13 protein-coding genes and 1 riboswitch are annotated in these 14,578 nt (G+C 61.0%); of the genes, 10 read left to right on the plus strand and 3 right to left on the minus strand.

Going from position 1 to position 14,578, the window contains the following annotated elements; translation table 11 throughout:
* Nucleotides 1-219 precede the first annotated feature (219 nt).
* The gene (locus tag ACIQJ2_RS20055) at nt 220-1,287 is read right to left on the minus strand and encodes a lysine-2,3-aminomutase-like protein (RefSeq protein ID WP_400670849.1); all 1,068 of its coding nucleotides are present in this window, start codon (nt 1,285-1,287) and stop codon (nt 220-222) included.
* Nucleotides 1,284-2,348, minus strand: coding sequence for an EF-P lysine aminoacylase EpmA (gene epmA / locus ACIQJ2_RS20060; protein WP_400670852.1), 1,065 nt, complete (start codon nt 2,346-2,348; stop codon nt 1,284-1,286). The genes ACIQJ2_RS20055 and epmA overlap by 4 nt, the downstream gene beginning before the upstream one ends.
* Nucleotides 2,349-2,499: 151 nt before the next feature.
* Here epmA and efp point away from each other — a divergent pair, with 151 nt between their 5' ends.
* Nucleotides 2,500-3,069, plus strand: coding sequence for an elongation factor P (gene efp / locus ACIQJ2_RS20065; protein ID WP_199088411.1), 570 nt, complete (start codon nt 2,500-2,502; stop codon nt 3,067-3,069).
* Between the two features lie 213 nt (nt 3,070-3,282).
* On the opposite strand, the gene ACIQJ2_RS20070 is transcribed toward efp, so the two are convergent.
* A complete protein-coding gene (locus ACIQJ2_RS20070; RefSeq protein ID WP_199146448.1) occupies nt 3,283-5,133 on the minus strand; it encodes an ABC transporter ATP-binding protein/permease in 1,851 nt (616 codons plus the stop codon).
* Between the two features lie 165 nt (nt 5,134-5,298).
* Between ACIQJ2_RS20070 and ACIQJ2_RS20075 the strand changes: the two genes are divergently transcribed.
* From ACIQJ2_RS20075 to ACIQJ2_RS20115, 9 genes are all read left to right on the plus strand, one after another.
* Nucleotides 5,299-6,141 carry an AAA family ATPase gene (locus tag ACIQJ2_RS20075; protein WP_400670856.1) on the plus strand — a complete coding sequence of 281 codons (843 nt, stop codon included), beginning with the start codon at nt 5,299-5,301 and terminating at the stop codon, nt 6,139-6,141.
* 214 nt (nt 6,142-6,355) lie between these two features.
* Nucleotides 6,356-6,433, plus strand: a riboswitch (SAM riboswitch).
* 47 nt (nt 6,434-6,480) lie between these two features.
* On the plus strand, nt 6,481-7,407 hold the full coding sequence (metA, locus tag ACIQJ2_RS20080; protein ID WP_400670858.1) for a homoserine O-succinyltransferase: 927 nt from the start codon (nt 6,481-6,483) through the stop codon (nt 7,405-7,407).
* Between the two features lie 3 nt (nt 7,408-7,410).
* Nucleotides 7,411-8,604, plus strand: coding sequence for a VWA domain-containing protein (locus ACIQJ2_RS20085; RefSeq protein WP_400670860.1), 1,194 nt, complete (start codon nt 7,411-7,413; stop codon nt 8,602-8,604).
* A gap of 106 nt (nt 8,605-8,710) precedes the next feature.
* Nucleotides 8,711-9,133: a hypothetical protein gene (locus ACIQJ2_RS20090; RefSeq protein ID WP_400670862.1), complete on the plus strand. Its 423-nt coding sequence runs from the start codon at nt 8,711-8,713 to the stop codon at nt 9,131-9,133.
* 254 nt (nt 9,134-9,387) lie between these two features.
* On the plus strand, nt 9,388-10,413 hold the full coding sequence (locus tag ACIQJ2_RS20095) for an aldose epimerase family protein (RefSeq protein ID WP_400670864.1): 1,026 nt from the start codon (nt 9,388-9,390) through the stop codon (nt 10,411-10,413).
* A gap of 121 nt (nt 10,414-10,534) precedes the next feature.
* Nucleotides 10,535-11,308 (plus strand): GntR family transcriptional regulator, encoded by a 774-nt coding sequence (locus tag ACIQJ2_RS20100; RefSeq protein WP_199146436.1) that lies wholly within the window; start codon nt 10,535-10,537, stop codon nt 11,306-11,308.
* On the plus strand, nt 11,305-12,336 hold the full coding sequence (locus ACIQJ2_RS20105; protein WP_400670867.1) for an SIS domain-containing protein: 1,032 nt from the start codon (nt 11,305-11,307) through the stop codon (nt 12,334-12,336). Before ACIQJ2_RS20100 ends, ACIQJ2_RS20105 begins: the two co-directional genes overlap by 4 nt.
* A complete protein-coding gene (gene nagA / locus ACIQJ2_RS20110) occupies nt 12,336-13,493 on the plus strand; it encodes an N-acetylglucosamine-6-phosphate deacetylase (RefSeq protein WP_400670869.1) in 1,158 nt (385 codons plus the stop codon). The genes ACIQJ2_RS20105 and nagA overlap by 1 nt, the downstream gene beginning before the upstream one ends.
* Before the next feature lie 187 nt (nt 13,494-13,680).
* Nucleotides 13,681-14,409, plus strand: coding sequence for an SIS domain-containing protein (locus ACIQJ2_RS20115; RefSeq protein WP_400670871.1), 729 nt, complete (start codon nt 13,681-13,683; stop codon nt 14,407-14,409).
* The last annotated feature ends 169 nt before the right edge of the window (nt 14,410-14,578 follow it).

Below are 14,578 nucleotides of genomic sequence, written 5' to 3' on the forward strand. Positions count from 1 at the left end.
ATATTATGTGTCGGTGATTTTGTGAAAAGACGGTACGCGCAAGAAGGTTAACGCGCCAACTCGCCGCCACGTTTTATTCGACAAATCTCATAACAATCATAGCGTCAGTAAAAGTATAGAATGGAAGGGCCTGTTCTACAGCGCCGCGCCGCATGCGACGCGCAAAGGTCGCTGTAGCACTTTAAATCCGCTGCATAATTCCTCAAAATCGAATCCGATTTACGGAACTATGCCGTGGCCCTCGGGCGGATAGCGGTGCTCGCCGCCGCGATAATCCGAAACAGAATAGCAACCTTCGCCAACTGGGCGAACCGAACTCCCCCCAATGTCAGCCTTGCCGTAGCCACCTGGGATATCGAGGATATAAGTCGGCTGGCAAAGACCGGAGATCCGGCCGCGCAACGCCCCCACGATCGCCTGCCCCTCCGCGATGCCAAGACGGAAATGGCTGGTGCCGGGGGCAAGATCGGGGTGATGCAGATAATAGGGCTTTACCCGCGTTTCGACGAAAGCCTTCATCAGCGCCGCCAATACATCGGGGTCGTCGTTGACACCCTTGAGCAGCACGGACTGGCTGACCAGCACGATCCCCGCATCGACCAGCCGTGCGCAGGCAGCCCGGGCCTCCTCCGTCAGCTCGCGCGGATGGTTGGCATGGAGGGCGACATAAACGGTCTTCCCGCTTGCCTTCAGCGCCGCGATCAATGCCGCATCGACCTTGGAAGGATCGACAACGGGAATGCGCGTATGGAAGCGAACGATCTTCACATGATCGATATCGGCAAGCTGCCTGAGAATCTCTTCCAGCCGCCTCGGCGAAAGAACCAGCGGATCGCCACCGGTCAGGATGACCTCCCAGATCTCCCTGTGATCGCGGATATAGGCGAAAGCACCATCGAGCGCATCGCCGTCAAGCATGCCGAGCCCCTGCGGCCCGACCATTTCGCGGCGGAAGCAGAACCGGCAATAGACCGGGCAGACATGCACGGCCTTCAGCAGCACGCGGTCCGGATAGCGATGCACGATGCCTTCGACCGGGCTGTGCGCGTGATCGCCGATCGGATCGGCGCGTTCCTCTGATGTAACCAGCAACTCGGCCGCATCGGGTACGAATTGGCGGGCGATGGGATCGGCGGGATCCGCAGGGTCGATCAAGCGCGTGACTGATGGCGTCAGCGCGACGGCATAGCGCTCCGCCACCGCTTCGAGCGCCATCGCCTGCTCGGCATCGATCAACCCGGCACGCTCGAGCTCACCGATATTGCGGATCGGACGCATCGAATTCATGCGCCATACTCCGCGACGGGCGCCCAGAGCACCTGCTCGATGCGCGAAGCACCGGTTGCCAGCATGACGAGCCGGTCGAAGCCGAGCGCGATGCCGCTTGCATCGGGCATTAGGGCCAGCGCCTGCAAGAAATCCTCATCCAGCGGATAGGTCTCGCCGTAGACGCGCTGCTTTTCCGCCATTTCGATCTCGAACCGGCGGCGCTGTTCCTCGGCATTGGTGAGCTCGCCAAAAGCATTGGCAAGCTCGACACCGCAGGCATAAAGCTCGAAACGTTCGGCGACGCGATGATCCCTTGCCGACGGGCGGGCAAGCGCCGCCTCCGAAACGGGATATTCGTCGAGAATGGTGGCGCGGCCGAAGCCGAGATTGGGTTCGATCTTCTCGACCAGCACACGGCTGAAGAGATCCTGCCAGAGGTCGTCGTCGGCAAAACGAATGCCTGCCTGGCGCATATCGGCCGCCAATCGCTCGCGATCGGTCGATCCATCGAGGCCGATGGAGGCAAACAGGTCGATGCCGGCATAGCGCTCAAACGCGGCTGCGACGCTGATCCGCTCCGGCTGCAGGAACGGATCGATCTCGGCGCCGCGATAGGTGAGTTTCTTCGCGCCGACCGTCTCGGCTGCCAGCGCCAAGAGCGCTGAGCAATCGGCCATCAGCATCTCATAGCTCTCGCCCGCCCGATACCACTCCAGCATGGTGAATTCGGGATGGTGCAGCGGCCCGCGCTCGCGATTGCGATAGACGTGGGCAAAGCAGGCAATGCGCTCCTCGCCGGCCGCAAGCAGTTTCTTGCAGGCAAATTCGGGCGAAGTATGAAGGTAGAGAGGCGATGCCTTGCCGTCCGTCGTCAGCCCCTCGGTCTCGAAGGCATGAAGATGCGTCTCGTTGCCCGGCGACACCTGCAGCGTCGCCGTATCGACCTCGATAAAATCGTTGCTTGCAAAGAACACGCGCATCGCCGCCTGGATCGCATTGCGGCCGATCAGGAACGGCCGCCGGTCCGCATGGACATTGCGGGTCCACCAGGGGGACGCTTTGCTCGTCGTTGGCTTCATTCCTAGCTTTCTTCGGGGCGCAAGCCGCGTTGGGGGTGGCAATTTCCATTGATTTAGGGTAGTTGCGCCCCCAAGCAAACAATTGCTGCGTCTCGGAGAGCATTTAGACAGTCCCTCTACGACGCAAAGCGCAGCGTTACAAGGAAGTCTTATGGTCAAGGTCATCGCCTCTTCGGTCCGCAAGGGCAACGTTCTCGACGTCGACGGCAAGCTCTACGTCGTTCTCACCGCTCAGAACTTTCATCCGGGCAAGGGCACTCCGGTCACCCAGGTCGACATGCGCCGCATCGTCGACGGCGTGAAGGTTTCCGAGCGCTGGCGCACCACCGAACAGGTCGAGCGCGCCTTCGTCGAAGACGTGAACTTCCAGTACCTCTATGAAGACGGCGAGGGCTTCCACTTCATGAACCCGGCCACCTACGACCAGGTCGTCGTCGATGTCGACACCATGGGCGACCAGAAGGCCTACCTGCAGGAAGGCATGACCTGCATCCTGTCGATCCACGAAGGCATTCCGCTGGCGCTCGAACTGCCGCGCCACGTCACTCTTGAGATCACGGAGACCGAGCCGGTCGTCAAGGGCCAGACGGCATCCTCCTCCTACAAGCCTGCCATGCTGTCGAACGGCATCCGCACTCTCGTGCCGCCGCATATCAACGCCGGCACCCGCGTCGTCATCGCCACGGAAGACAATTCCTACGTCGAGCGCGCCAAGGACTGATCTTCAGGCTTTTAGCTTGCATCAGAAGCGCCTCGTCCTCGCGACGGGGCGTTTCGCGTTTCAGCTGGATTGAAATCGCATCGCTGTGGCCGCGCCGGCAGGCAGGATCACACTACAGCATCGGCCCGAAATCGGAATTGATTTTCGGAAAGCCTGATGCGTAGATTCAATAAGATAGAGCGTCTTTGTGCTTCCGAAAGGAAGCACGACGCCCTAGCGCGTGCTGGCTTTTTTACCGCTCTTTTCTTCGGCTTTGGCGGGTTCCGAAGGCGCATCTGTTTCGGTGCTGTGCTCGTGCGGGGCCAAAGCCTGCATGTGCAGAACGCGTGGCGACATCGCCTGCATGTAAGCATCAGAGCGGCCGATATAGATCATCGTCGCATCGGTGAGGTCCGCCAGCATGGCGCAGGCCTTTGCCTGAACTTCAGCCTCCAGCCCTTCAAAGGCATCGTCGAGGATGATCCATTTCGGTTTCGCCAACAGCAGATGCGCAAAACCGACGGCCTTCTGCTCCTCGGTATCGAGCAACCGATCCCAGCGGGCTTGGGTATCGAGGCGGCTCTTCAGGCGGCCGAGTCCCACCTTGTCCAAGACGGCATCGACGGCGGCATCGTCATAGGCGTCCCTGTCGTCCGGGAAGCAGATCGCCTCCCGAAGGGTGCCCGTGGGAACATAGGGTATGTGCGGCACGAACATCATGTCTTCCATCGGCGGAAGGCTGACCGTTCCGGCGCCGCTGTACCATTGATGTGCCAACACCTCGAACAACAGCCTGCGGTTCACGCCATGGTCGCCGTTGATCATGATGTGCTCGCCGGCATTGATGGTGACGGTGCCCTCGGCGATCCGGAAACCATTTTCCGTGGCCTCGTCATTGGTCTTCGTCGACACCTCCAGATCGGTCCAGACCATCGTGCCCGGAGCAGCCTTGTCGAAGGTAAGGGTGTGCGGCATCGGCGGCTTGTCATCCATCTCCGTCAGTGCCTGCCGGAAATCGGTGACGCGCATCAGCGTTGCGCGCCATTCCGCGATCGGCCCGAAATTGGCGACGTACCAGCGCAGGGCCGAATTGACCTGATTGAAGGCGCCGACCGCCACCATGAGCTGGCCGAAAGTCAACCCGCCGGAGAAATAGGCGGGCGCCGCCACCAGGATCGGGATGATCAGCACCAGCCAGCCATAGCCGGCGGAAACCCAGGTGAGGTTGGTGTTGGCGATGGCAAGCTGACGGATGACGCCAAGCACGGCCGATATATCGAGGTTGATCCGCTTGCGCTCATTCTCCTCACCGCCGGCAATGGTGATCGCCGGCATATGCTCGTTGGCATGCATGAGCGCGAAACGCAGCTCGGCTTCCTTCGAATAGCGATCGGCATTCAATCGCACCAGACGACGGCCGACGAACTGGCTGAGAAAGGATGCGGAACCGGCGTAGAGGATTGCCGCCCAGACCATGTAGCCCGGGATGGAGAAGTTCGCTCCCTTGAAATGGAAGACCATGCCGCTCGACAGCTCCCAGAGCACGCCGATGAAGCTCAAGAGCAGGATCGTCGCCTGGACGAGACCGATGGCAAGGCCGGTGGTGCTTTCGGCGAGGTTGCGGGCATCCTCGTGCAAACGCTGGTCGGGATTGACGCCGATCAGGCCGGAGGACGCGAGGCGAAGCGCCCGCTTGGCCTGCAGCCACTGGTTCACCAGATCTCTCGCCAGCCCCTCGCGCATGTAGAGCGCCGTCATCTGGTTCAGCCACGCCTGGATGACGTTGAGCACCAGCAGCGAGCCGGCGATGATGCCGAAAACGCCGAGTTGATGGAAGAAGGCTGAGATATCGCGCCGTGCCAGTGAATCGTAAAAAGGCGCATTCCAGCTGTTCAGCAGCACCTGGACGTAGGCGGTGAGCAGGATGATCACCAGGAGCGCTGCCGTCAGCGAAATAATCTTGATGCGAACCGGCGAATTCCAGAAGGCCGAGAACATCATTTTCAGCCGAAAGAAAAGGCTGAAATCGTATCCGACCTGCTCGTTCCCCTGGATATTCGGCTTGGCTTGCGCTTCAACTGCCATCAGCACTTCCCTGCGACGCACGTCCCGTCAATTAATCATGACCCGCCCTCATGTCCATCCTTGCAACAGATCGGTGCGATCACGTTCCTATATACACGGTTTCGCGTCTTGAACCGAATTAGGTCAGCAATTAGCTTGCACTCGAAAGATTGAGAAAGCCTTCCGATGCAATTTCAAGGAACTGCCGACTATATCGCCGACAAGGACCTGATGGTCGCCGTCAACGCCGCTATCCGGCTGGAACGCCCCCTGCTGGTAAAGGGTGAACCGGGCACGGGCAAGACCGAACTGGCCCGCCAGGTGGCGGCGGCGCTCGGGCTCGAGATCATCGAGTGGAACGTCAAATCGACCACCAAGGCGCAGCAGGGCCTCTACGAGTACGACGCCGTATCGCGTCTGCGCGACAGCCAGCTTGGCGATATCAGAGTTCACGACGTCGGCAATTATATCAGGCGGGGCAAGCTCTGGCAGGCCTTCACCTCATCCCAGAAATGCGTGCTGCTGATCGACGAGATCGACAAGGCTGATATCGAGTTCCCAAACGACCTGCTGCAGGAACTCGACCGCATGGAATTCCATGTCTACGAGACCGGCGAAACCATCCGTGCCGCCATCCGCCCGATCGTCATCATCACATCGAACAACGAGAAGGAACTGCCGGACGCCTTCCTGCGCCGCTGTTTCTTCCACTATATCCGCTTCCCCGACATGGAGACGCTGGCCCGCATCGTCGAGGTGCATTACCCCGGCATCAAGCAGGCCCTGGTACACGCCGCCCTGACGCAATTTTTCGAAATCCGCGACGTACAGGGCCTGAAGAAGAAGCCCTCGACCTCAGAGGCCCTTGATTGGATCCGCCTGCTCGTGGCTGACGACGTCGACCCCGCCACGCTGCGCGCCGATGCGAAGAACGCGCTGCCGAAGCTGCATGGCGCATTGCTGAAAAACGAACAGGACGTGCATCTCTTCGAACGGCTGGCGTTCATGGCGCGGGGACAGGGAAAGTGAAGGAAGCCAACCACCCGTCCTCGTGGTTCGAGACGGCCCTGCGGACCTCCTCACCATGAGGTCTGATCTTTCGCGCAATGTCGGAAACTCTCTCCGCCTCACCCTGAGGTGCCTTGGCGTTGAAGCGCGAGCGCAAACGCCGAGGCCTCGAAGGGCGAGGCGGCCTCTCGGCTATCCGTTAGCCCATTGACCCGCCGCGACAGCGGGTTTATGGATTTTGCTCTGTGGTGATTTGGCCGGCCGGCTTGCAGCCACGTTAAATAAGTCGCTAAAGGGCCGCGTGCGGACCGGTAGCGATTCATCGCGGCCGGTTTTTTTGTATTTGGTTGAGTGGAAACAATGCCCATCAAGATTCCCGATACGCTGCCCGCATTCGAAACCCTCCAGAGCGAGGGCGTGCGGGTGATGACCGAAACGGTGGCGTTCCGTCAGGACATCCGCCCGCTTCAGATCGGGCTCCTCAACCTCATGCCGAACAAGATCAAGACCGAGATCCAGATGGCGCGCCTGGTCGGCGCATCGCCGCTGCAGGTCGAGTTCTCCCTGGTGCGCATCGGTGCTCACAAGGCGAAGAACACCTCCGAGGAGCACCTGCTCTCCTTCTATGAAACCTGGGAAGAGGTGAAGCACCGCAAGTTCGACGGCTTCATCATAACCGGCGCACCGATCGAGCTGCTCGAATACGAAGAGGTTACCTACTGGGACGAGATGCGGCAGATCTTCGACTGGACGACGACCAATGTCCATTCGACGATGAACGTCTGCTGGGGAGCCATGGCCGCCGCCTATCATTTCCATGGCGTGCCGAAGCATACGCTGAAGGAAAAGGCCTTCGGCGTCTATCGCCACCAGAATCTCGCGCCATCCTCCGTCTACCTCAACGGCTTCTCCGACGACTTCGCCATTCCCGTCTCTCGCTGGACGGAAGTGCGCCGCGATGACATCGAGAAGGTGCCGAGCCTGCAGATTCTGATGGAATCGAGCGAAATGGGCGTCTGCCTCGTGCACGAGCAGGCCTGCAACCGGCTCTACATGTTCAATCACGTCGAGTATGATTCCACCTCGCTGGCGGATGAGTATTTCCGCGATGTGAATGCGGGCGTGCCGATCAAGATGCCGCACAACTATTTCCCACATAATGACCCGGAAATTCCGCCGCAGAACCGGTGGCGCAGCCACGCCCATCTATTCTTCGGCAACTGGATCAACGAGATCTACCAGACCACGCCGTATGATCTGGAGGAGATCGGCCTGGAAAGGACCTGAGGCTTGTTCATTCCCTTCTTCCTGAAGTTGAGGCAAGCGAAGGTTCCGGTCACACTCCGGGAATTCCTGTCGCTGCTTGAGGGAATGGAAGAGGGGATCGCCGACTATGACGTCGAGGCCTTCTACTATCTGGCGCGCACGACGCTCATCAAGGACGAGCGCTTTATCGACCGCTTCGACCAGGTCTTCGCCGATTATTTCCGCGGCGTGGAAGCGATCGGCGGCAATGCCGAGGGGGAGGTGGTCGAAGCGTCAGCCATTCCTGAGGAATGGCTGCGCAAGCTCGCGGAACGGCATCTGACCGAAGAGGAAAAAAGAGAGATCGAGGCGCTTGGCGGCTTCGACAAGCTGATGGAGACGCTGCGCGAGCGGCTGGCCGAGCAAAAGGGCCGGCATCAAGGCGGCTCGAAATGGATCGGCACGGCTGGAACCTCGCCCTTCGGCGCCTATGGCTACAATCCGGAAGGTGTGCGCATCGGCCAGGAAACCTCACGCCATCGCCGCGCGGTCAAGGTGTGGGATCGCCGCGACTTCAAGAATCTCGACGACGGCGTCGAGCTTGGCACCCGCAATATCAAGGTGGCACTGAAACGACTTCGCCGATGGGTGCGCGAGGGCGCCGCCGAGGAGCTCGATCTTTCCGGCACCATCCGCTCCACCGCCGAGCATGGCTATCTCGACGTCCAGACGCGGCCGGAACGGCGCAATGCCGTCAAGCTATTGATGTTTTTCGATGTCGGCGGCTCGATGGACGATCATATCCGCGTGGTCGAGGAGCTGTTTTCCGCCGCGCGATCAGAGTTTCGCCACATGGAATATTTCTATTTCCACAACTGCCTCTACGAAGGCGTGTGGAAGGACAATCGCCGCCGCCGCGTCGACATCACGGCGACAACCGATCTCATCCGCACCTTCGGCCCCGACTACCGCGTCGTCTTCGTCGGCGATGCCTCGATGAGCCCCTACGAAATCAACCATCCTGGCGGTTCTGTCGAGCATTGGAACAAGGAAGCGGGCGAAGCCTGGCTTGGCCGAGTAACCGGCCATTTCCGCAAATGCATCTGGCTCAACCCCGTACCCGAAAACGACTGGGGCTACACGACCTCCATCTCCATCATCCGCCGCCTGATGAGCGACCGCATGTATCCGCTGACGCTCGGCGGGCTGGAAAAGGCGACGAAGGAATTGTCGCGCTGACGGATCGGCATTTGCATGCCGTGGCGCCACCAAATAGACACAACCATTTGCGGAAATGTGCAGGGGATATCTTCCCGCATCGCTGGGAAAACCGGTGGAGATGTGCGTGCGCCACGCTTTGAAACTGCTTCTCTCCATCGCAACCATTTTGCTCGTCTCGCAGCAGGCACGATCCGAAGAGGGAGGCTTCTCCGGGCAGTGGGACCAAGTTTATTCCAGCACCGGCGCCCGAGAAAAATGTCGCGCCGGAATAATCAGGCAGGGCAGGTTTATGAGGATCAGCACCAGCAACGGCTGGAGCGCCACCGCGGAGACGAGCGGCTATGGAAATGCCAGCTATGCGGCAGGCATGGGGCGCTGGCGCTCCTATGTGGAAAAATACAGTCAAAAAGCGTTCTATGTGCTTCTCGCCGTTCGCGGCGACAGGTTGATGGTGATCATGAAGGCCGAAAAAGCGGATGGGTCGAACCAACTGATCAAAACGGTCTTCAGTAGGCGGACAGCCAAACCTCTCAGGAACCAGCCCTAATCGCCGGAGGACGAAACCGACAACCTATCATGCGCGCGGCACATTCAACGCGTAGCCTGTCGGTCCGATGTGCAGATTCCGAGGCCAAGGAGCCTTTTACGCCTCCGAACGGAAGCGCCGCGCTCCGGGAACAAATCACAATCAGACCCTGATCCCACCACCGCTCCTAAATTTCATCACTCGATCGGTTGCGGAACGACGAGAATGGGGGCAGGGTCTGGCCTTGCCTTTTCGATAGCCATGGATGAGCTGATATGACGGAAAATACTTTGCAGCGGGAAGCTTTTGGGACGACGGCCGATGGGGAAACCGTCTATCGCGTCAAGATCGTCGGTGGCGGCCTCACCGCGCATGTCATCTCTTGGGGCGCCGTCATCCAGGACCTGCGGCTCGAGGGCCACCAGCCTGCGCTGTTGCTCGGCTTCGACAATTTCCCCGATTATCCCGCCCACTCCTCCTATTTCGGCGCCACGCCCGGCCGCTGCGCCAACCGTATCGGAGCCGGCCGCTTCACGCTGGATGGCAAGCAGTACCAGCTGGAGCTCAACGAAAAGGGCGTTACCCACCTGCACGGCGGCAAGGACAATATCGCCAAACGCAACTGGACCATCGTCGAGCACGATACCGACCGCGTCGTCCTGAAGATCGTCGATCCCGATGGCCGCGCCGGCTATCCCGGCAACTGCACGATCCAGGCGACCTATCGCGTGCATGGCAATGGCGAACTGTCTGTCACCTACGAATCGACCACGGACCAGCCGACGCTGGCCAATGTCTGCCAGCATGCCTATTTCAACCTCGACGGCCGCGACGACACGCTTGGTCATGACATCATGATCGCCGCCGATCACTATACCCCGACCGACGAAAAGCAGGTGCCGACGGGGGAAATCCGCTCGGTCGAAAGCACAATGTTCGATTTCCGCGAGATGTCGCCGATGAAGCGCTTCGAAGGGTCGGAGCAGGCGCTTTACGACCACAATTTCTGCCTTTCCAGCGAGCGCACGGCCAAGCGCTCCGTCGTGCTCGCCCGCAGCGTCAATTCAGGCGTGTCGCTGGAAGTCCGCACGACCGAGCCAGGCGTTCAATTCTACACCGCCTTCAAGCTCAACGTTCCGGTTCCGGGCCACGACGGCCAAAAGATCGGGCCGTTCGCGGGCTTCTGCCTGGAAACCCAGGTCTGGCCGGATGCCATCAATCATGAAGGCTTCCCCAATGCGGTGCTCCGCCCCGGCGAGGTATTGCGGCAGGAAACGGACTATATCTTCACCAAGAACTGAGCCGGGCATGCCCAACGCTCACAATCATCGGCCGGGCGCTCCAAACGCCCGGCCGTTTCTTTTTGCCCTGCGAACAGATTCATCTTGTAAATTGGTTCTAAATAGGTTCTAAATAACATTCATGGATAGAACCAGTTTGATCGCTGAATTGAACAATCGCGGTCTCGGCGAGGGCACCGGGAGCGGGCCGCTCTATAAGCGGCTGGCACGGGCATTGACCGGGCTTATCCAGGAAGGCCTGCTGAAATCGGGCACGGCGTTGCCGGGCGAGCGCGATCTTGCCGGCGCCCTGCAGATCGGCCGGGTCACGGTGCGGACGGCCTACCGCGACCTGCTGGCCTCAGGCGTCATCGAATCGCGCCACGGCAGCGGCACTTTCGTCTCGCAGCACGTCGAGCGCATCGAGCAGCCGCTCTGGCGGCTCTCCTCCTTCTCCGCCGACATGCGCTCGCGTGGTCGCGAGCCGGCTGCCCGCATCCTTCAGCGCACCATCAGTCCGCCAGCGCCCGAAGAAACTTTCCTTCTCGGCCTCGGCCTTGACGAACCCGTGCTGCGGCTGGACCGCCTGCGCCTCGCCGACGGCCAGCCGCTCGCCATCGAGCGCGCCGTGGTTCCGATGAAGTTTCTGGGCGAAGACGCCATAGCCGAAGGGTCGCTCTACGATGCGCTCGCCGCACGAGGCTTCAAGCCAGTGCGCGCGCAGCAGAGGCTGACCGCCGTGACGCTGGACCCCACTTCCGCATCGATCCTGACCGTCAAGGCCGGGGCGCCCGCGCTTCTGATCGAGCGTGTCTCTCGCCTCGCCGACCAACGCGTCGTTGAATATACCCGCTCGCATTATCGCGGCGATGCCTATGATTTTGTTACTGAATTAAGAATTGGAGATGACCTATGAGCAACACCCAATCCCTTATGCTGACGGAAGCCGGCCAGTCGCCCGACGTGGTCGCGACGCTGCTTGAAAAGGAAAAACCCGCCTTTGCGGAAATTGCAAAACTCTTCTCCTCCGCTCGCCCCTCGCTGATAACGACGGCGGCACGCGGCTCGTCCGACCACGCGGCAACCTTCTTCAAGTATCTGTTCGAAATCTCCTGCGGCGTCCCGGTCGCCTCGGTCGGCCCGTCGATCGCCTCCGTTTATGGCGCCCCTCTCCACCTTAAGGGCGGCATCCACTTCACCGTGTCGCAGTCCGGCGGAAGCCCCGACATCATCGCGCTGCAGGCCGCGGCGAAGAAGGGTGGCGCAACCACGATCGCCGTCGTCAACGTCACCGACAGCCCCCTCGCCCATGAAGCCGACATCGTGCTCGGCCTCAATGCCGGCAAGGAACAGAGCGTCGCAGCAACGAAATCCTTCATCGCTTCGGTCGCAGCGCTTGCCGGCGTTACCGCCGCGGTTTCGCAGGACAAGGCCCTCGCTGACGGTCTTGCCAAGCTGCCGGAAGCACTGGCCGCAACCTCGGGCATCGACGGCAAGGCGGCAGAAGACGTGCTCTTCAATGCCTCTTCGCTCTACACCGGCGGCCGCGGTCCCGCCTTCGCCATCGCGCTTGAAGCAGCCTTGAAGGCCAAGGAAACCGCTGGCATCCATGCGGAAGCTTTCTCGCTCGCCGAACTGATGCACGGCCCGATGCGCCTCGTGCAGCCGGGCTTCCCGATCGTTGCCTTCTCGCCCGACGATGCCGCCTTCCCCAACAACGCTCAGGCGCTGGAGCGCCTGCAGAAGCTCGGCGCCACCGCCGTCTCCTTCTCGACGGCGCCGCTTGCCGGCATCAATCTGCGCATGCCGAGCACCGGCAATGGCCTGCTCGACCCGCTGGTATCGCTGCTCTGCTACTATCGCCTGATCGAAGCGGTCACACGCCGCAAGGGTTTCGATCCGGACAAGCCGGCTAACCTCCTCAAGGTAACGGAGACCATGTGATGGACTACAGGGTCTTTACAGGTGCGCGCATCTTCGATGGCGATCGCTTTCACGAAGACAGCGCTTTGGTGATCGGCAACGGCCGCATCCACGCCATCACCGGCGTCAACGATGTGCCGGACAATGCCGAAACCATTCAGCTGAAGGGCGGCGTCCTTTCCCCTGGCTTCATCGATGCGCAAGTAAACGGCGGCGGCGGCCGCATGCTCAACGACGAGCCCTCGCCCGCATCCATGTATATGATCGCGGAGGGGCATCGCCCCTACGGCACGACGTCGGTGCTGCCGACGCTGATCACCGATGTCGCTGCAGCAACCACCGCATCCATCGAGGCAGCGGTCGAAGCCGTGAAAGCCAATCGCGGCGTCGCTGGCCTGCATCTGGAAGGCCCGCATCTCGCGCCGGCCCGCAAAGGCGCGCATCTCGCCGAACTGATGCGTCCGGTCGAAGACAGCGACGTCCGCACTTTCATCCGCGCTCGCGAAGCCATCGGCACGCTGCTGGTCACCATGGCCGCCGAACAGGTGACAGAGCGGCAGGTGCAGGCGCTTGCCGAAGGCGGCGTCATCGTCAGCATCGGCCATAGCGATTGCACGACGGAAGCGGCCAACGCGCGTTTCGACGCCGGTGCCCGCGGCGTCACCCATCTCTTCAATGCCATGAGCCAGATGGGCCATCGCGCACCCGGCCTCGTCGGCGCCGCCATCGACCACCCCGCGCCCTGGTGCGGTATCATCGCCGACGGCCATCATGTCGAGCCGACGGCGCTCAGAGTGGCGCTGCGCGCCAAGCGTGGTGAAGGACGGCTGTTCTTCGTGACGGACGCCATGTCGTTGGTCGGCACGGATCTCCCGAGCTTCACGCTCAACGGCCGCACGGTCTACCGCACCGAGGGCGGCTATTGCTCGAAGCTGACGCTGGATGACGGCACGCTGGCCGGCTCCGACGTCGACATGGCCTCCACCATCCGCTACGGCGTCAACGTGCTCGAGCTGCCGCTGGCGGAAGCCCTGCGTATGGCAACCTCCTATCCCGCCCGCTTCCTGCGGCTTACGGATCGGGGCCACCTGACACCGGGAGCCCGTGCCGACCTCGTTCATATCAACGACGGTATCGAGGCCACCGAAACATGGATCTCCGGCCAGCCTTCGGCCTGAAATATTGGAGCGTTTCCGCCCATTCTTTGAATAGCGGAAGCGCTCCATCTTGTTGTTCTCACGCATTCCGGACGGAAAACGGCCGCGCAGCTTTCCCGGCAATGCTCTAAACTTTTGTTGTTACGCAATTCCGGACGGAAAACCGCTGCGCACTTTTCCTGGAATTGCTTTAAAATGGAGGCTCGGCATGACCGCAGTCACGGACAGCTATTTCTCCGCTCTCATCGGCCGGCTGGAAACCCTGCGCGAAACGCTTGCCGAGCCCATGTCCAGGGCTTCCGCCGCCATTTGCGCGGCAGCGCGCAGCGATCGTCGCGTCTACATCTTTGGCACCGGTCATTCGCACATGCTAGCGGAAGAGGTGCATTATCGCGCCGGCGGGCTGGCCTTCACCATCCCCGTGCTCATCGGATCCGCGATGCTGCATGAAGGCGCCGTCATCAGCACGGTCTATGAGCGTATCGAGGGCCTCATCCGCCCGGTTCTCGAACGCTACGGCATGCAGCCCGGCGACGTGCTGATCATCGCCTCCAATTCGGGGGTCAATGCCGCACCGATCGAGGCGGCGGACTACGGCCGCGAGATCGGCGCCACGGTAATCGCCATCACCTCGCTCGCCTATTCTTCCGCCATCGCCGATGGTCGCAGGAAGCTCGCCGATCTGGCCGATATCGTGCTTGATAACGGCCTGCCGCCGGGCGACGCCATGATCGATCTGCCGAGCACGGAGCTAAAGGTCGGGCCGGCATCGACCGCCGTCGGCACCACGGTATTGAACGCCATCTTCGCCGATGTCGCCGCCGAGCTTTGCAAGGACGGCAATCCGCCCGTCTACCTCAGCGCCAACATGCCCGGCGCCAAGGAGATCAACCAGCAGCTGGTCAAGAAGTATCGACCGCGCAATCCGCACCTCTGAGCATTTCCAGGAAAATGCGCAGCGGCTTTCCGTTCGGAATGCGCAAGAAAACAAAAGGTAGAGCGCTTTCGCGTTTCGAAGAAGAACCGAGACGCTCCAAGCCAAGAACAGAAAAGCCCGGCAGCTGTTTCGCCGGGCTTTTCATATTGGGCAAACGGTAGGAGCGGTC

The sequence above is a fragment of the Rhizobium sp. NPDC092011 genome (assembly GCF_044756305.1).
Lineage (GTDB): Bacteria > Pseudomonadota > Alphaproteobacteria > Rhizobiales > Rhizobiaceae > Rhizobium.